Source organism: Fibrobacter sp., from assembly GCA_024398965.1.
Classification (GTDB): domain Bacteria; phylum Fibrobacterota; class Fibrobacteria; order Fibrobacterales; family Fibrobacteraceae; genus Fibrobacter.
The window spans coordinates 1-17,688 of the sequence record JAKSIF010000004.1; the positions used below are offsets into that span (position 1 = coordinate 1).

Here is a 17,688-nt window from a genome sequence, read left to right on the forward strand (position 1 = left end):
ACATGGGGGACTTCTTAACAGCGAGGGCGATGGCGTGTTCACGACCGCCGCTACCAACTACGAGAATGTTCATAATGACCTCTACAGATTTTCTTTAGAATATAGAAAATACAAAAGTTACGCACTGTACCTAGCCAACGGTTCGTTTACGGTAAAGCCTGAGTTCTCCAACAAAATATCCATAAACTGCGACGGTGTAACAATGAATGGTTTCACAGGAAAATCCTTGATGTTTCCCGTAACAAGATAGGAATCATCAAAATGAGATTGAGCATCCAAAGAAACCTCGTAAAAAACAATGTCTTTGGGATCACTCACCGGCTCATCAGAAGTAGCGCCAGAGAGAAACACTGAATTTTGTTCAAAGGCCGCTACAACTTTCTCAATTTTTTCTTTAGAAAAATTAAACTTTTCACGGGACAAGACCGCCTTGTACTCATCAATAATCTTTTCGTGGGCAACAGCGACAACCTCACCACTAAGAAAAGCTTCTAGCACTCTAACTGTCGCGCTTAACTTGTTCTTTGTGAGCAAAGCCGCTACAATCACATTCGTGTCTATGATTGCATAAAATTTTTTATTCAATGTTCCTCCCGCGCCGCCTTTATTTCAGCATTAATTTCATCCAACGACATGTCCTGAACGCCATTCCTTGCCGCCTCCTCACGAAGTGCATAAAAAGCCTTGCGACCAGTTTCCAAGGATATTTTTTTTGCGTCATCAAGGTTTGCACGGAAGGGCAACCCACGATCAATGACAGACTTCTTTAAAAACATGCGGATAGCCGAGGGCAAGTCCAAGCCCAACTGTTCATAAATCGCCTGAGCCTCATCCTTCAGTTCCTCATCAACCCTCACCTGAACGACTATACTTGCCATACAAACTCCATTTTTAGTTCATCCAAATACAAATATAATACAATTCACTACATATTTCCAATAATATTTCACTCCATAAAAAAAGACCGCCGCTGCGTCCGGGCGTAAGCCCTAGGCAGTAAAGCGATCTAACAAACTATGTTACGTGATGGAATTTAGAAAGAAGCTACGGGAAAAGCAAGGAACCAGATTTCCATCGATGCATTTTGCAAACAGTTGTTTGCACGAGAGCCTTGGCGATCAAGTTTACTTGAATCGACATGGCCGAGGCTTAGGTTGTTCTAGAAACAACTGTTGACACGAGTGTTGCAACGTCCATACACAGACCTTTCCAGGGAGCAGATCGAAGCGCTCAAGAAATAATTTGTACGGGTTTAAAGGGAAAGGCTTCTGTCTACTTGACAGAAGCCTTTTTTACAACAAAAAAATGCTAGCACTTATCTTTTCAATAGGACTTTCCACATACGTTTCCCAGCCATAACGATATACGTTCCAGGGCGATTCACTTTTATCCGAGCAGATCCATTTGAATAAGACTTCGAAAGCAATTTTCCATTCACATCAAATACAGTAACAAAACCATCAAATTCGTCCACAAAGATTTCATTTTTAAAAGTGTATATAGACACAACGGGAATCTTTTTCAATTGGAAATCAAGCCCATCTGTAGCTGAACTGGAATCGGGATCAACTTCGTCACTCGGACTCGATTCAGGATTTTCGCTTGAACTTGATTCCAAAGTTTCGCTTGAGCTGGATTCAGGAGCATCACCTGGATATGAGGGAATAACTGGAGCTCCAGAAATATTTATTTCACCGGTCAAATTCGGATAGGAATCTACGCCGATGTTTTGTCCCCACATCGATCCATCAATTTCATCACTGTCATATTCACGCAAGGCTTTCGCAATTGAACCATCAGCGAACTCTAGCTGAGTCGCAGCTGAGCCAACTGATTCTACACTATCAAGAGACAAATAATAAGAATGTTCAACTTTGCACAAGGAATCGCTATTGCAATTTATTAGGTTAGAATTACCATTACTTAAAACCATCCCGTTAAAAGAATTGACAATACGAACGAAGCTCCCCGAATTAATTGTTCCAACCAAGCCTCCAACACTTACATCATCCCCACTTCTTACGGAACCGATATTAAAGGCATTCCGCACAAGCAAGTGACCATTCTGTTTTACAAGACCGACTAAGCCACCGGCCAGCCCAGCTGAAATAATAGAGCTGTTGAATACACCTTCCAGCAAAACGTTTCCTTCAACAGTTCCTGCAATCGCACCAGCCTGACCAGAGCTTTTTAGATATGATTGAGCAATGCCAACGTTCTTGACAACAGCTCCATCACCCTCGACATCTCCTTTCAAATTTGCAAACAGTCCTACCCCTACAACATAACTTGACGCATAAAAGAGTCCGTTTATTGTATGTCCCTGACCGTCAAAGGTTCCTCTAAAGTTTTGAATTGGAGTCCATACAACCAAATCATCATCACTAAACTTTAACGTTCCATCTGGTTTAAGAAAGTCCTTATTAACAGTGATATCAGCTACTTGTTTGGCGCAGGCTCTTTCCTGTTTACTCATTCCATTTGCGCCATTAACAATAGCAGCAAAACTGTACAGGTCATCGACTGTTTTTATGACATAACATTCATCCTCTGTTTCCGGCGCCCTGATTGAAATCCACTTTGCATAAAATTCCATATCACCCTTAGTTTCAGCATTTATAGGATGGACTACAGAACCATCAAATGATTTATTATTATACCATCCAACGAATATCTTATTTTGTACGGATGGGTTCTTGATATATTCTGGAACACCTTCAACGTAATTCATGACTTCGTCTGTAATACTTTCGTCATTATAGTGGAACACTGCTTTTGAAACTTTAAATAATTCAGCATCGAAATTAGCGTTTAAAACAGGATATAAATCTACGCCTACATTTTGTCCCCATACGGATCCATCGACATCCGTACTTGAATAGTTATGCAAGGCCGAAGCCACAGAGCCATCCTTGAACTGTTCTAACTTGACCGAGGTTTCTCCATAGCCAGACGAACTAGGAGCATAAGAGTGAACAACAATAACACTACTATCCTTTTTATTCTTAACGTACCCAACAAAGCCTTGTTTCGTATTGAAGGAATTTATGAACTTGACCTGTTCGTTTCCATACGAACCACCTAGCATACCTCCTACACATTGATAGCCAGCAACGTTTCCTGCGAAGTACGAATTGCTAATAGTAAGGGCATGTCCATTTTCGTAGCCAACAAGGCCTCCCGTAAACGTCCCTCCTTTTATTGTACTTGTACTGTAAGAATTTTTGACATAAACATAGCCTGTCGCCTTGCCTATCAAAGTCCCCGCATCATCGTGCGAATTGATATAGGAATCTACAAGACCAACATTTTCTATAATGCCAGGATTTTCGCTTGAGCCAGATACATAACCAAAAAGACCAATCTGATCCTTCTTGGAATCATTGTAATAAAGTCCAGATATATAATGTCCTTGGCCATCGAATGTACCGCTAAACGGGCCTATCGGAGTCCAGGTTTTAAAAGTTGATGAACCTGCACTATTCAAATTTCCTTTTTCATCAAGAACATTTTTATTGACAACAATATTTGCAGTCAGCCTGCCACAAGCAGTTCGTTCCTGAGTAAATCCATCATTTCCATTGACAATTGCAGCAAAAACATAAAGATCTTCACCTGACGAAATTTCATAACAACCGTCTTTCTTTTCAAGTGTCTTTAACCACTTCGCAAAGAACTCTTTTGAGCCAGTATCACTCGCCAAAATTTTCGTTACAGCATTCCCCGAAAAGTCACTATCGGAATACCATCCTCCAAAAAGATAATTCTGCCGTAAAGGGACCTGTAATGTAGTGCCAACACCTTTCAAATACTGTTGGACATATTCAGCAGTGTCGCCATCAAAGGTATGCAGTTTGACATCATAAAGAGTTACTTCTCCCGAATACCCTTTTACAAACCCACTCAGAATCGGATACGGATCTGTACCAACGTTTTGACCCCAAACCTCACCTTTAAAGCCATAGTGAAGCATAACTGCTAATTCGCCATTAGAGAAGGACGCATCCGTTCTCTCAAATTCACCCGAATTCGTCCCTTTATTGAACGAATTATTCGTTGTCAAGTTTGCGGTAGCATCTACATACCCAACCAAACCTGACAACAGTGCGTTATACAATTTTACTGTATTAAAAGAATTTTCAATCGTGAGATCAGTTTCTTTACCAACAATTCCGACAATTCCCCCAACATAACTTCCCGATTGATCAATTTGTGCGATGTTGTAACAATTTCTCACCAGGTTCTTACCCGTATGAATATAGCCGGCAACACCACCAATGTACATAGCCGGATAAATACTATTGGGTCGTTCATATCCTTTAACAACGCCCTCGTTGTACGAATTAAGGAACGTTCCATTCATGCTGGAAAGTCCAACAAGTCCACCTACCCCCGTAGAGCCAACCACAGTACCCTTGTGAAAAACATTTTCCAAAGTGAGATTTCTCGCAAGAGCAACAATTCCTCCTACATACAGATCTCCATAGAAATAAGAATCAACAATTCCGACATTCCTCACAATCGAGTAATCTTTTTCGGACGTTCCCGTAACAGTCAGGATAAATCCCGCAGAAGCAAAGGTTTCCGTATTTTTGTAGTAAAGTCCTGATATCGTATGATTTTGCCCGTCAAAAACTCCCGTAAAATTGGCAATAGGAGTCCAGGGAATAAAATCACTTCCATCCCCATTCAGGGAGTCATCTTCTAAAACATTGTTGTTGACTACAATATCCGCAACAAGCTTCGCGCAAACCGACTCCTTCGATTGCCCCCCAGCATCCATCTCATTCATGATTTTTGCGAAACCATACAATTCTTCTGCAGAAGAAATTTGGTAGCAATTGTCAATTTTCATAGGAACCTGCGGGGTTCCTGAGTATGCAGCAAGAACTGATTCACTTAAAAGGAGGCATAATCCAACGAGAGATACGAATTTCATACGTAAACCATCCTATGGCTAAACTGATTTCTTCCACCATCGCAGTGAATTGACTCAGCTAAATCTGATACGGGACTCAGGATGACGCCATGTGTCACTTCAAGAACAGGCTCAGCTTTCCGAAATCGAGAATCGTGATGAACACGAAGAAGCTGATGAAGAAGGCTGCTGCGACGTTCTGGATAATCGTCTGGGTCTTGGTAGACAAAGGCTTTCCGCGGAGTTTTTCGATACCGAGGAACATGAGGAGGCCGCCATCGGTAATGGCCAGCGGCAGCAAGTTCATGACGCCAAGGTTAATGCTTATAAGAGCCAAAAGCATGAGGAATTCCTGGAAGCCTTCCATCCAGACATTTCCCATGACAGCCACAATGGACACCGGACCAGAGAAAGCATCCACCTTTACCTGGCCCTTGAACATACGACCAAAATAGCGGAAGATACTGGTAGTCATTTTCCAGCTGGTGGCGCAGGTCTTTTCGAAAGCTTCAATGGGGCCACGACGCACAAGCTTCGTTTCGCGGAAGAGCACATAGCCCATTTGAACGCCCACCATGTAGCGCTTATATTCCTCATTGTAGACCGGAACCATGGGCAATGTCAAAGTATCGTTATTACGAATCACGGTCACCTTGACTTCTGCACCCTTGGAACCATCAATAATGCGAACCACATCCTCATAGCGGGAAATATGTTCCCCGTTGATTTCGAACACGGTATCATTCAAGGCAAGACCCGCCTTTTCTGCAGCGGAGCCTGCAATAGGCGGCAAACGTACAATCACTCGGTTCTGAGGATAGATTCCAATGTCACCGATTCCCATCTTGATTTCGGAATCTGTAGAATCCTTTGCAGGAATAACCAGCTCCTCAGGGACTACGGTCAACATCACGGGAGCGCCACCACGGTGAACTTCAAGTTCTACGTTGGCACCAAGGCTTACGCCAATCTGTTCGCGGAAATCATCCCAACCTTGAGTGGGCTTCCCGTTGATTGCGGTGATAGTGTCTCCAGGAAGAATGCCGGCAACTTCCGCCGGAGAATTCTTGCCAACAAAACCAATAATCAGTTCTTTGTTGGCAGGTTCCTGAACACCCACCATGTAGAGAATCATCAATAGGACAAAGGCAAACACAATATTGATGAAAGGGCCGGCGAAAGCAATAGCAGCACGGGCGCCCACAGACTTTCCTGTAAAGTCACGCTCGCCGGGCATCTGCCCATCTTTAAAGGAATCCGGATTTTCACCCGCCATGGCCACGTAGCCACCAAAGGGAATTGCAGAAATGCAATACTCGGTTTCACCCTTCTTAAAGCGAAGAAGTTTCTTGCCGAAGCCTACACTGAATGTATTGACCTTAACGTTATTCCACTTGGCAACAAGGAAATGGCCCAATTCGTGAATGGTCACCAGAAAGCTGAGCCCTACAAGGCCCAGCACAAACATCAAAACGTTATCGAGGACATGTTCCATCGGTGAGCAATATAGAAAAAGCAAATATACAAAGCAAAAAAAGCGCCCCCGAGGGAGCGCCTAAAAGTTTGTATTTTCCAGACTGTTCGTCACTGGATCCTTCCAGAATGACAGTAGAGAATCCCTGGACTATCCGTTACTGGATCCTTCACCCCTACGGGGTTCAGGATGACGGTATGCGAAATTCAGGGTGACGGGGTGCGGAACCCTAGATACCGCGACATCGCCAGGCTCAGGGCCCATCGAATTACTTTATCTGCATACCCTTCAGATTGTAACGCTTGCCAGCCTTCTCAATGAAGACCTTCTGATCTGCAAAGCGAAGACGTACAGAGCCTTCTGCGGAAGCCTTGCCAGCCATAGTCGGCTTGATTGCAGCTGTTTCACCCTTGGCCACACCTTCAACGGCAAACTTGGGAGCGAAACCAGCGTTGACAGCTTCGATAGCACCCGCAAGATAAGCCATGGGAGCATTCCAGTTAATGGCAACTTCATTAGAAGCGTAACTGCAATTATGGTCAACATAGGAGGTGGCTGCAGATCCTGTTCTGTAATCCTTACATTCCCAGCTTTCGGTACCGATATCTTCACCACCGGGCTGAGGACCACCCACCAGCATACCAGGCACCGGAGCAGCAACGCCATCGGAAGTACTAGGACGATGATGAGGCTTCTTGGGAGACTTTGTACCAAAGCCAGTAAGGAAGGACATGTTCAGCGGATTCTTACCCAGCAGGTAGTCAAGAACCTTGCGGGCAGCCTTGTAATACTTGTCGTCACCGGTAAGGTAATAGGCATGAAGCAGCCAAACGCCCTGGTTTGCAGCCACAGCGTTGGAACCCCAGACAAAATCAGCCTTATTCATGACTACACCAAAGCCTGTTTCGGAACGGGTTACGAAATCGTCGGCAACCTTAAGGAGAGAATCCTTGGCAGCGGCAGCGCCTGCACCAAACTCGGTTGAATGAATAGCCATGTCGTAAGTTGCAAGACCGCCAACATCGCCCCAATTGGGAACATTGCCAGAGGCCTTTGCATTACCGTAAGACGCATCACCCGTAGTCACGAACAGTTCTGCAGAGGCAAAGCTCATTTCATCGCCGAAGCTGCCATCACCATATTCACCGGTGCTAACATCGCTGGGGTTACGGAAGGCCTTGTTAGGATTCTGCTGACCCCAGGCGTATGCCTTCTTGGCAGCCTCAAGGCAAGTGCTTGCGAAAGCTGCATCGTAGGGCTGATACACACGAGCTGCGGTAGCCATGACTGCAGCGAAATCCAATGTTGCTGCAGAGCCCTTACCGATAACATAGATGGGATCCGTATCCTTAGCCGGCATCACATCGCCAGGGAAGCCCAAGGAAGTCATCTTGTGGAATACGCCGCCGTCGGTATCCTGCATGGTAAGCATCCAGTCAAGATTGTACTTGATTTCGGCGAGAATATCCGGCAAGGTTCCTTCAGCAGGAATATTCCATTTAAGTGTCTTAAAATAATCCGGATAATGTTCGTAAAGGGCAAGCAAGGTATAGGTGGTAATGCCAGAGTTTACAATGTAGCGACCATAGTCACCAGCATCGTACCAACCCTTAGAAGACTGAATGGATCCCGAGCCTGCGGAATTATGCTTCTGTACCGTGGTATTCGTGTGGCCTGCAGGACGCTTCCATTGACCTGCGTAGGCTTCTTCCAATGCCATGGAAGCGCGCTGGTAGTAATACCACTTAAGGCTTGCCTTGGCAACTTCTTCAAAGGTGTTTGCAGAAATCTTAAGGTCATTGCGAAGAGGCTGACCACCTTGCACAACAGAGTAAGTTCCAGGAATGTTCAATTCGGAAAAGTCAACAAGCTGAACCTGCTGATTGTAAGCATCCCAACCGGTAGCAGCGCCCGGAGCCACAGACAAAACCACCTGGCCTGTTGCATCTACGAAATCGACATTGCCATTACCACCTTCAATAGTCAGTTCCTTGGCATCGCCAGGACGATAACCAATCTGGTTGATGTAAGCGGTGGCGGCAAAGGCGGAGGATGCCAAAGTCAATGCAGAAATTGCAAGAGGGGCAAACTGCTTAAGACCGAATTTTGAAAACATAAGGAACTCCTAATAAATTTCTTCAAATTTAATATACCTACAAAAAATGCTTTTATTTCAAATTGTTCGGCTTTTATGTTTACAGATGTATCCAGTGTGAGAAAACGCAAAAACGCCCTTTTTAGGGCGTTTTCGGCAACAAGACCTAAATATCAGTCTATTTACTACTTGATCAGGTCCAGAGTCAGGCGGCGGGCTTCGGCATCGGCTTCCAGCACCTGGTCCAGGGTCAAGTGACCCGTAAGGTTGGGAGCGCCGTTGATGATGGTTTCCACATGACGGGGAATGTCGGTGAACTTCAGTTTGCCATCCAGGAAACGGTCAACGAGGACTTCGTTGGCGGCATTCATCATGGCGGGCACTACACCGCCGCGGCGGCCTGCTTCAAAAGCGAGAGCCAGGCAGCGGAACTTGTTAAAGTCAGGTTCGAAGAAGGTGAGCTGCCCCAAGGTGGGCAGATCCAAGCGCTTGGTTTCGAGAGGCAGGCGTTCCGGCCAGGTGAGGGCCACCTGAATAGGAATGCGCATGTCGGGAGCGCCCAGCTGAGCCATCAAAGAACCATCACGGAACTGCACCAGAGAGTGCACCATGGATTGCGGGTGAACCACCACCTTGATCTGTTCGTAAGGAATGTGGAACAGGAAGTGGGCTTCCAAAACTTCAAGGCCCTTGTTCATCATGGAAGCGGAGTCGATGGTGATCTTACGGCCCATGCTCCACACCGGATGATTGAGGGCGTCGGCCACGGTGATGTTTTCGAAACGTTCAATATCCCAGGTGCGGAAGGGGCCACCGGAAGCGGTAATTTCCAGGCATTCCACTTCCTTGTTGGGGCGGTCTGCCAGGCACTGGAAAATAGCGCTGTGTTCGGAATCGATGGGAGTGATGAAAGCCTTGGGATTTTCAGCCAGCTTGTCCCAGATGACAGGGCCAGCCATGACCATAGTTTCCTTGTTGGCCAAGGCCACATGCTTACCGTGCTCGATGGCGGTAATAGTGGGCAGGCAACCAACGGCCCCCATCAGGGCGTTGATGATGATGTCGGCCTTGGGGTCGGCGGCCAGTTCGCAAAGGCCTTCCATACCGGAGAGCACCGGCATATTGAGCATGGCACTCAGTTCCTTGGCTGCTTCGGGCTTAAACATGCAGACACGTTCCACCTTGAACTTGCGAACAATTTCTGCAACCTTTTCAACGCTGGAATTTGCAGCCACCGCATAGACCTTGAACAGGTCGGAATGCTGAAGGCAGACATCTACAGTAGAAGTTCCAATAGAACCAGTAGCACCGAGAAGTACGACATTTTTCATTTTAAAATCCTTATTCTATACAAGAAAAAAGATAGTATAAATCAGAACATAAAAAAAAGTATATCCACACACATCATGCCGTAGATATACATTAAAAGATTTTACGAGTTAAACTCGCAAAGATTTACGCGTTCAAAAGAGCTTATAATTACTTAAGCCATTTTTCCACTTCCTTTTCGGCCTTGGACTTTTCATTCTGGGCTGTATGTCCGTAGATGGCAAGACCCGGCGTAACATTAGCGCCCGTCACTTTCTTAAGGCGGGTGACACCGCTGAGGCCGCTGCCTTCATGAGTGACGAAGGGATGGATGGTCTTCCCCTTCAAATTGTACTTTTCAAAGAAGGTAAACATAGGCATAGGCATTTCACCCCACCACACAGGATAGCCTACATAAATTTCGTCATACTCTTCAGGATTGATGCTAATCGGTTTGATATCCGGACGGGCATCGTTTGCCAATTCCTTTTTTGAAACAGCGATACACTCGTCATAGTTCTTCGGGTATTCCTTGACTGGTTCTACCTTCAGGAGCGTAGCGCCTGTTTTGGCGGCGATGATTTCGGCAACAATTTCGGTGTTGCCCTTCTTGATGTAACCTACGCTATAGTTTTCGTCGGCACGGGAATAATAGATGACCAGTTTCTTGGATTCAGCAGCCATGGCAGCCCCCATAAGGATTGTTAAAAGAATGAGGACGATTTTTTTCATTGTAACCTCTTTTTGTACTATAATATATCACTTAGAGTTTACTCTAGGTCAAGACCTTGTTTAAATAAATTTCTTTTTTTAAAGTCTGTTGTTCGAAAATGCTATTTTTGTAATGAACGTGGTGCCGAATGGCCCTCGCCAAAAACTTTTTTCGCCATAGGTAAAACAATGATGAATGAAACCCTGATGACTCTGGAAACTCGCCGCAGCTGCCGCAAGTTCAAGCCCGACATGATTACCGACGAGGAATTGGAAGCCGTACTTCGCGCAGGCACATTCGCCCCTTCTGGAAAGAATCAGCAGTCTTCCATCATCATCGCCGTCACCAATAAGGAAATGCGAGATCAGATTGCAGAAGAAAACCGCAAGATTGGTGGTTGGGAAGAGGGCTTCGACCCATTCTATGGAGCCCCCGTCATCCTGATTGTCATCGCCGATCGCGACGCCAATAACGCTTCCGGCACCTACATCAACGACGGCAGCCTCGTTATGGGAAATCTGATGAACGCCGCAGCAAGCATTGGCCTAGGCAGTGTTTGGATTCACCGTGCCCGTCAGGAATTCGAAAGCGAATTCGGCAAAGCAATCCTTGAAAAGCTTGGCATCAAGGGTAATTACGAAGGTATTGGTCATGTGGCTTTGGGCTACCGCCAGACCCCCGTACCCAAGGCTCTTGCCCGCAAGGAAAACTACGTCTATTACATTAAGTAAATGCAGGGAACGTGTCGCAACGATTCAAGATAAAATTCTGCAAAAATCACTGCGATAACCCTTGACCTAGAGCTAACTCTAGGTCTTATATTTTATTGAAAGACATTTTGACGGTCGCAGAAGCGGCAAGGAATACCAAAATGAAAAAATTCATTCTAGCTCTTATTCTAGGAGTGTTCTGTATTGCAAACGCAAAAACAGCCGTAGTATATTTTAGCGCAACCGGAACCACAAAGCAAATGGCCGAAAAGGCGGCCAAGGCTGTGGGTGCCGACCTATTTGAAATCGTTCCGGCGCAAGCATACACTTCTGCGGACCTGGATTGGCACGACAAGAAATCCCGTTCTACCATCGAAAGCAATGATCCCAAGAGCCGCCCTGCTATCAAGAATAAAATCGACGTAAAGGATTATGACACTGTGATTCTCGCCTACCCTATCTGGTGGGGTTATGCCCCCAAGATCGTGTACACTTTCGTAGAAAGTCAGAACTTTGAAAAGAAGAACCTCATTACCCTCTGCACCAGCGGCGGAAGCGGCCTTGGCCCTAGCGGCAAGGACATCGCGAAGGCAGCCAAGGGTTCCATCTTCAAGGGTGGCAAGGAATTTAACTACGGTTCCGAAGCCGACATCAAGAAGTTTGTAGATGGAGCCTTGAAGTAATTCTGGTCTGGATCCTTCACTACGTTCAGGATGACGCTCGCCGCGGCGCGCGAACTTTGCACAGGACGACACTCATATGAAACGAATTGCGAAAATTATCATCGACATTCTGATGTACAGTTGCTTTCTGTACCTCATGAGTCATGGCGCCATCCGAGACCTTACCGGACACGGATACGTAGGCATTGCACTTTTCGTTTTATTTATCGTCCATCACACATTGAACTTCTGGTTCTATAGAACCATCGGCAAAGGAAAATGGAACGCCCGCCGTATTATGATGAACGTGACAGACTGGCTTTTGTTTGCCTTGATGATCTCCATGGTCGTAAGCTCCATTTTTATGACGGGGCTTGTTTTCGAATGGTCTCCCATGAGGACAACACAGACTGCCCGGGAAGTTCATCTGGCAAGTTGCTGCTGGGGCTTTATGGTGATGCTTTCCCACTTGGGATTCCATCTTGACACAAAGTTAGACAAGCTGGAAAATCTCTGCCGTAGTCGTGCCTGGAAAACGGTGTTGCTATACATCGCCTACGGGCTGTTGATTGCCGCAGGCGTCTATGGATTTATACAATCCCAACTTTACGTGTACATGTTCGTGACTGGCGGCTGGAAAATGGCCGCAGAAAGCGTCACCGCGGCTGTACTGCAGTTGCTTGGAATTTCGGCAGGCATGTGCGTCATTACCCATCTAGGAATGAAACTTCTTAAAAGATCCTAATCGATCTGCGGACCTTATAAATTCCGCAAGCGACAAGAATTCCGAAGTATTCGGGGCATTTTGTTAATAAAGACGTCTGTTTAGGTAGGGGCCCGTAACAATGTGTCTGGCACTTGTTAACGTTTTCGTTAACAAAGAACTGCAAAAACGAGTTTTTTTAGCGGTTGTTTGTTAACGTTTTCGTTAACAAGCGCGAAAAACAAAAATCCCTGAGGGACATGAATTAGAACTGTTCACAAGAATATTATCCGGCTTCCTGAACTTTCTTGTCAAAATCATCGGGAGAGTCAAAGAGCTTTTTCTTGAGGCGCATAATGTTCTTGTCGTTATCAGCGGCTTCAAGGCTTCCCAACTTGATGGCCGTGGTATACAATGTTTCCTTGAAGGTAATCTTGTTCATTACGACCTGCAGGCGGGCCATTTCTGCTTCCAGGGCCTTGCGGCGATTGGCGAATAGATCTAGACGCTGTTGCAATGTGGAGTCGCCCTGGCGGAACCATTCGATGTACTGGCGGATTTCCTTGATCTGCAAACCAGAATCCTTGAGACATTCAATCATGCTAAGCCACTGCAAATCGGTAGTGGTATAAACGCGAAGCCCCGAACTGTTCTTGGTAACGAAAGGCAGCAAGCCTTCCTTCTCATAGTAACGCAGGGTATGGGCGGATAGACCAGTTTGCTTTACCACTTCTCCAATGCTATAGCCCTTGGATTTTTCGTTCTTGATATTGTTTGCCATAAAGATGTCTCCAACGATGAAAGAAATATACAACTTAGAGTTAACTCTACGTCAAGACAAAATGATAAAATTCAAACATTCTTAAGTGTATCCTACACAGCCTACAAATTCGCCCAGTGCCCCTTGTGTTAGAGCATACTCTAGATGTTATATTTTATCTTAACGCATGACAAAGAAAAAGAAAATTATGGTAACTACAATTATTCTGTCCATTCTCTTTGCCTTAGGAGACATCGGTATGTTGTTCTTGAGTCAGGAAAGTTTCGGCCGTTTACCCCAGGGCGAACGCCTTGAACGAATCAGGAAATCTCCTAATTACGACATCTCTAAAAATCAGTTTGTGAACCTTGAGCCCACAATATTGATGACCGGCGAAAAAAGCGCAGCAGGTAGCTGGGTTGATTTTTTATTCGGCAAGGATACCGTGCAGAAAATTCCAGATACCGCCCTGACCGTTATCAAGACTGATTTGAAAGTCCTTCCCCAAGATAAGGATTGGCTGGTATGGTTCGGACACTCCAGCTACCTCATTAATCTGTCCGGAAAGAAATTCCTTATCGACCCGATTTTGTACAGTGGTTCTCCCGTCAGTTTTGCAAACAAGATGTTCAAGGGCACCGACGTCTACAAGCCAAAAGACTTCCCTGATATCGACTACCTTGTCATTAGCCACGATCACTGGGACCATCTGGACTACAAAGCTGTAAAGGAACTGGAACCTCGCGTAGGCAAGGTGATTCTCGGTTTGGGTGTTGGAGAACACTTTGAACGCTGGGGTTACCCCAAGGAGAAGCTGATTGAATTGGATTGGTGGGATGAAGCAAGCCTTGTCTCCGGCTTTATGGTAACGGCAACGCCGGCCCGCCATTTCTCTGGACGAGACTTGCGGCAGAATCGTACCCTGTGGGCATCCTACGTTGTAGAAACTCCCAAGCGAACCATTTGGATTGGCGGTGATACCGGATATGGAAAGCACTTCAAGCAAATCGGCGAAAAGTTCAAGATAGACTTAGGCATCCTCGAAAACGGCCAGTACAATGAACAGTGGGCCAACATTCACACCCTACCCAAGTACCTTGGTACAGAGATGACTGAACTAAATGCCGCACGCTACATGACCGTTCACAATTCCAGGTTCTGTCTTTCAAGGCATAGCTACTTTGAGCCTCTGGAAAATGCGAAAAAGGCTGCCGCGGAATCCGGCAAGCCTCTATTAATGCCTCAAATGGGCGAAGTCCTTTATCTGGAATAAAGAACCTAACCGATCTTTTCCATGAAATCCAAAAGAATGTAAAGCATGGGGGCCGTGAGGTAGAAGGAATCGCAACGGTCCAACACGCCACCGTGGCCTACGAACAGATTACCGGAATCCTTGGTACCGCTCCAACGCTTTAGTGCGCTCATCAAGAGATCGCCTGCCTGACCAGAAATTGCAATGATCAAGCCGAGAACGCACCCCTTAACAACATCAAACTGTACGTTGAACGAGGAAAGAGCTGCGCTGTAATTGGACCAATAAACGACCCATGCAACAGTTGCGACTGTGCCGGCAACAGCACCTTCCCAAGTCTTCTTGGGACTAATGGTCGGAGCAAAGAGGTGACGACCGAAGGGACCCTTGCCTGCAGCAAACTTTCCGAAGAAGTAAGCCACAGTATCGCAAAGCCACATACAAGTCATGACCAGGATAAAGGGATAGCAATGTTCAAAGCCCTGACCGTTACCCATCATGAGAACGTTCATGCCGCCCCAAAGGCCTACGTACAGCGGAGCTGCAATCTGCATTACCAGCCAGGGGAACAGGTGATCAATTTCGACCTTGGAATATGCCATGCCAATGTAGCCAGCCAAAATAACGACGCAAGCCATGCCAACAACACAGGGAACTGCGCCAAGCCCAAAGAAGCCGCCCTTGGAAAGAGCCCAGGCCAGCGTAAGGGCGAAGGTTGCCACGAAGGAGTAGGCACGCATATCCGGGCCCTTGTACATCTTGGAAACCATACCAGCCCATTCCCAAGCGCCAACGCCACCCAGGAAACACATCAAGGCGATACGTGAATAATCACTGAACCACAGCAGGCCAAAGACCAGCGGAATGGCAATCAAAGCAGTCAATAAACGTTGTGCTAAATTACTCATGGAGAACCTTCCCAAAGCGGCGTTCACGAGTCTTGAAGAACTCCACCGCCTTCATGAATTCTTCCTTGGTGAAGTCGGGCCACAGGGTGTCTGTTACGTAGAATTCGCTGTAGGCGGCCTGCCAAAGGAGATAGTTGGAAAGTCTGAATTCGCCACCGGTACGGATGATGAGATCCGGATCGGGAGCACCCTTCAGATAAAGGTGATTTGCAAAAACGGAATCATCGATATCGTCGACCTTGATTTCACCTGCAGCAACCTTGGAGGCGATAGCCTTTACCGCACCCACGATTTCCTGACGGGCACCGTAGGAAATGGCGAGGTTCAGCTGCATACCGGTATTGTTGGCCGTAATGTCGATAGCTTCCTGGAGCTTTGCGCGAGGCTTTTCGGGCAGTCGATCCATATTGCCGATGACCGTAAGCTTAACGTTCTTCTCCATCAGGTCGGGAATTTCCTTGATGACCATCTCAATGAGAAGACCCATCAAGTATTCCACTTCCTTTGTAGGGCGACCCCAGTTTTCAGAACTAAACACATACAAAGTCATGTGTTCCAACTTAAGGTTCACACCAACTTCTACGGAATCGATCGTAGCCTGGGTACCCTTACGGTGACCCAGGAAACGTTCGAGGCCGCGGCTTCTAGCCCAACGGCCATTACCGTCCATGATAATGGCCACATGTCTCAGTTCGTTTGCCACGCGTCGTTACCCTAATTAAACCTTAAGGATGTCTGCTTCCTTGGCAGCAAGGAGAGCGTCGATCTGAGCGATAGCCTTGTCGGTAGCCTTCTGGATTTCATCCTGCTGCTTCTTGGCTTCGTCTTCGGGCATTTCCTTGTCCTTCTTGATAGCGTCGTTTGCATCGCGGCGGATGTTGCGGATGGCAACGCGGCCGTCTTCTGCGTGCTTGCGAGCAATCTTAGCCAGTTCCTGACGACGTTCGGTAGTGAGGATCGGCAGGCTAACACGGATGGAGTTGCCATCCTTCATGGGAGTAAGGCCGATGTTTGCTGCGTAGATAGCCTTTTCAATGAGGTCTACGATGGTCTTTTCCCAAGGAGCGACGAGAAGCATACGAGGTTCCGGAACAGAGACCTTGGCCACCTGAGAGATGGGGGTCGGGGTGCCGTAGTAGTCGATACGAATGTCGTTCAGGATAGCGGGAGAAGCCTGGCCGGCACGGATCTTGGTGAATTCACGTTCAGTAGCTTCAACGGCCTTAGCCATTTTTTCAGAATAATCTGCCATAATAAAACCTTCTTTCAATTAACAATTAATAATTAACAATGAACAATGTAAATAATCACGCCTCTGGCGTCTTATACAGAAGCACGAAGTGCGATTTTTTCAATTGTTAATTGCTTATTGTTCACTGTTCATTAACAATGTACCAGTGTTCCTAAATTACCTTCAACGGCGGCCTGAGTCAAGCAGCCTTTTTCCATTTTGAACACAAAAATGGGCATGTTGTGTTCCATGCACAGAGCAACGGCAGCGGTATCCATCACCTTAAGTCCGCGGGCGATCACTTCCTGATAGGTAATGTCGTCGAAGCGGGTGGCGGTAGGATCCTTCATGGGGTCGGCAGAGTAGATGCCATCCACCTTGGTCACCTTCATGATAACGTCGCATTCGCTTTCGATGGCGCGAAGGGCGGCGCAGCTGTCGGTGGTAAAGAAGGGATTGCCGGTACCTGCGGAGAAAATAACCACGGAACCATTTGCAAGAAGTTCAATAGCGCGACGGCGGTTGAAGAATTCGCAGATGGGTTCCATACGAATAGCGCTCATGACCACAGAGTTGATACCCTGCTTGTCCAAGGCATCCTGCATGGCAAGGCCATTCATTACAGTACCCAGCATACCCATGGCATCACCCTGGGCGCGGTTCATACCACCAGCGCTAGCACTTACGCCACGAATCATGTTGCCACCACCAATGACCAAGGCAACACCAACACCCTTACGTACGACGTCTGCAATTTCAGAAGCCATCTCGTTCAAGATGTCGTTGTCGATTCCATGACCCTTGGCACCAGCCAAAGCTTCACCGCTCAACTTAAGCAAGACTCTATTAAACTTTGCCATAATTAAACTCCGTATTTAAGCCCAATATAGTAAAGATTCAACATAAGAAAAGACCGCTCCCCGAGGGAACGGTCCTTTTAAAGTTCGCTAAGTTG

General features: G+C 46.6%; 16 protein-coding genes. 4 read left to right on the forward strand and 12 right to left on the reverse strand.

From position 1 onward, the window contains the following. Positions 1–117 precede the first annotated feature (117 nt). From MJZ26_02690 to MJZ26_02720, 7 genes are all read right to left on the reverse strand, one after another. Positions 118–585: a putative toxin-antitoxin system toxin component, PIN family gene (locus MJZ26_02690; GenBank protein MCQ2104677.1), complete on the reverse strand. Its 468-nt coding sequence runs from the start codon at positions 583–585 to the stop codon at positions 118–120. Then, complete coding sequence (locus MJZ26_02695) at positions 582–878, reverse strand: type II toxin-antitoxin system RelB/DinJ family antitoxin (GenBank protein ID MCQ2104678.1); 297 nt, start codon at positions 876–878, stop codon at positions 582–584. The genes MJZ26_02690 and MJZ26_02695 overlap by 4 nt, the downstream gene beginning before the upstream one ends. Before the next feature lie 437 nt (positions 879–1,315). Then, on the reverse strand, positions 1,316–4,939 hold the full coding sequence (locus MJZ26_02700) for an InlB B-repeat-containing protein (protein MCQ2104679.1): 3,624 nt from the start codon (positions 4,937–4,939) through the stop codon (positions 1,316–1,318). A 94-nt stretch (positions 4,940–5,033) separates the two neighbouring features. Continuing rightward, positions 5,034–6,413 carry an RIP metalloprotease RseP gene (gene rseP, locus MJZ26_02705; GenBank protein ID MCQ2104680.1) on the reverse strand — a complete coding sequence of 460 codons (1,380 nt, stop codon included), beginning with the start codon at positions 6,411–6,413 and terminating at the stop codon, positions 5,034–5,036. Positions 6,414–6,660: 247 nt separating this feature from the next. After that, entirely contained in the window at positions 6,661–8,508 is a 1,848-nt protein-coding gene (locus MJZ26_02710) for a glycoside hydrolase family 9 protein (GenBank protein ID MCQ2104681.1), read from the reverse strand. A 164-nt stretch (positions 8,509–8,672) separates the two neighbouring features. Beyond that, positions 8,673–9,818 (reverse strand): 1-deoxy-D-xylulose-5-phosphate reductoisomerase, encoded by a 1,146-nt coding sequence (locus MJZ26_02715; protein MCQ2104682.1) that lies wholly within the window; start codon positions 9,816–9,818, stop codon positions 8,673–8,675. Between the two features lie 148 nt (positions 9,819–9,966). Continuing rightward, positions 9,967–10,527, reverse strand: a complete 561-nt coding sequence (locus tag MJZ26_02720; GenBank protein MCQ2104683.1) for a flavodoxin — start codon at positions 10,525–10,527, stop codon at positions 9,967–9,969. Positions 10,528–10,695: 168 nt separating this feature from the next. On the opposite strand from MJZ26_02720, the gene MJZ26_02725 reads away from it, so the two are divergent. The 3 genes from MJZ26_02725 to MJZ26_02735 all read left to right on the forward strand — a co-directional run bounded on the left by MJZ26_02725 (position 10,696) and on the right by MJZ26_02735 (position 12,624). Beyond that, on the forward strand, positions 10,696–11,238 hold the full coding sequence (locus MJZ26_02725) for a nitroreductase (GenBank protein ID MCQ2104684.1): 543 nt from the start codon (positions 10,696–10,698) through the stop codon (positions 11,236–11,238). A gap of 140 nt (positions 11,239–11,378) precedes the next feature. Continuing rightward, positions 11,379–11,900: a hypothetical protein gene (locus MJZ26_02730; protein ID MCQ2104685.1), complete on the forward strand. Its 522-nt coding sequence runs from the start codon at positions 11,379–11,381 to the stop codon at positions 11,898–11,900. A 76-nt stretch (positions 11,901–11,976) separates the two neighbouring features. Continuing rightward, positions 11,977–12,624: a DUF4405 domain-containing protein gene (locus MJZ26_02735; protein ID MCQ2104686.1), complete on the forward strand. Its 648-nt coding sequence runs from the start codon at positions 11,977–11,979 to the stop codon at positions 12,622–12,624. A gap of 244 nt (positions 12,625–12,868) precedes the next feature. On the opposite strand, the gene MJZ26_02740 is transcribed toward MJZ26_02735, so the two are convergent. Then, positions 12,869–13,363 (reverse strand): MerR family transcriptional regulator, encoded by a 495-nt coding sequence (locus tag MJZ26_02740; GenBank protein ID MCQ2104687.1) that lies wholly within the window; start codon positions 13,361–13,363, stop codon positions 12,869–12,871. A 187-nt stretch (positions 13,364–13,550) separates the two neighbouring features. On the opposite strand from MJZ26_02740, the gene MJZ26_02745 reads away from it, so the two are divergent. Then, on the forward strand, positions 13,551–14,615 hold the full coding sequence (locus MJZ26_02745) for an MBL fold metallo-hydrolase (protein ID MCQ2104688.1): 1,065 nt from the start codon (positions 13,551–13,553) through the stop codon (positions 14,613–14,615). A 5-nt stretch (positions 14,616–14,620) separates the two neighbouring features. On the opposite strand, the gene MJZ26_02750 is transcribed toward MJZ26_02745, so the two are convergent. The 4 genes from MJZ26_02750 to pyrH all read right to left on the reverse strand — a co-directional run bounded on the left by MJZ26_02750 (position 14,621) and on the right by pyrH (position 17,593). Beyond that, positions 14,621–15,502: a phosphatidate cytidylyltransferase gene (locus MJZ26_02750; GenBank protein MCQ2104689.1), complete on the reverse strand. Its 882-nt coding sequence runs from the start codon at positions 15,500–15,502 to the stop codon at positions 14,621–14,623. Further along, on the reverse strand, positions 15,495–16,205 hold the full coding sequence (locus MJZ26_02755; protein MCQ2104690.1) for an isoprenyl transferase: 711 nt from the start codon (positions 16,203–16,205) through the stop codon (positions 15,495–15,497). The genes MJZ26_02750 and MJZ26_02755 overlap by 8 nt, the downstream gene beginning before the upstream one ends. 15 nt (positions 16,206–16,220) lie before the next feature. Continuing rightward, entirely contained in the window at positions 16,221–16,754 is a 534-nt protein-coding gene (gene frr, locus MJZ26_02760) for a ribosome recycling factor (protein MCQ2104691.1), read from the reverse strand. Between the two features lie 131 nt (positions 16,755–16,885). Next, positions 16,886–17,593 (reverse strand): UMP kinase, encoded by a 708-nt coding sequence (pyrH, locus tag MJZ26_02765; GenBank protein ID MCQ2104692.1) that lies wholly within the window; start codon positions 17,591–17,593, stop codon positions 16,886–16,888. Between the last annotated feature and the right edge of the window lie 95 nt (positions 17,594–17,688).

Bases quoted from the DNA above. Each gene is read 5' to 3' on its own strand.
- pyrH (MCQ2104692.1), bottom strand. From the start codon at position 17,593: ATGGCAAAGTTTAATAGAGTCTTGCTTAAGTTGAGCGGTGAAGCTTTG.
- MJZ26_02715 (MCQ2104682.1), bottom strand. From the start codon at position 9,818: ATGAAAAATGTCGTACTTCTCGGTGCTACTGGTTCTATTGGAACTTCT.
- MJZ26_02725 (MCQ2104684.1), top strand. From the start codon at position 10,696: ATGATGAATGAAACCCTGATGACTCTGGAAACTCGCCGCAGCTGCCGC.
- rseP (MCQ2104680.1), bottom strand. From the start codon at position 6,413: ATGGAACATGTCCTCGATAACGTTTTGATGTTTGTGCTGGGCCTTGTA.
- MJZ26_02700 (MCQ2104679.1), bottom strand. From the start codon at position 4,939: ATGAAATTCGTATCTCTCGTTGGATTATGCCTCCTTTTAAGTGAATCA.
- MJZ26_02710 (MCQ2104681.1), bottom strand. From the start codon at position 8,508: ATGTTTTCAAAATTCGGTCTTAAGCAGTTTGCCCCTCTTGCAATTTCT.
- MJZ26_02740 (MCQ2104687.1), bottom strand. From the start codon at position 13,363: ATGGCAAACAATATCAAGAACGAAAAATCCAAGGGCTATAGCATTGGA.
- MJZ26_02735 (MCQ2104686.1), top strand. From the start codon at position 11,977: ATGAAACGAATTGCGAAAATTATCATCGACATTCTGATGTACAGTTGC.
- frr (MCQ2104691.1), bottom strand. From the start codon at position 16,754: ATGGCAGATTATTCTGAAAAAATGGCTAAGGCCGTTGAAGCTACTGAA.
- MJZ26_02695 (MCQ2104678.1), bottom strand. From the start codon at position 878: ATGGCAAGTATAGTCGTTCAGGTGAGGGTTGATGAGGAACTGAAGGAT.
- MJZ26_02730 (MCQ2104685.1), top strand. From the start codon at position 11,379: ATGAAAAAATTCATTCTAGCTCTTATTCTAGGAGTGTTCTGTATTGCA.
- MJZ26_02750 (MCQ2104689.1), bottom strand. From the start codon at position 15,502: ATGAGTAATTTAGCACAACGTTTATTGACTGCTTTGATTGCCATTCCG.
- MJZ26_02745 (MCQ2104688.1), top strand. From the start codon at position 13,551: ATGGTAACTACAATTATTCTGTCCATTCTCTTTGCCTTAGGAGACATC.
- MJZ26_02720 (MCQ2104683.1), bottom strand. From the start codon at position 10,527: ATGAAAAAAATCGTCCTCATTCTTTTAACAATCCTTATGGGGGCTGCC.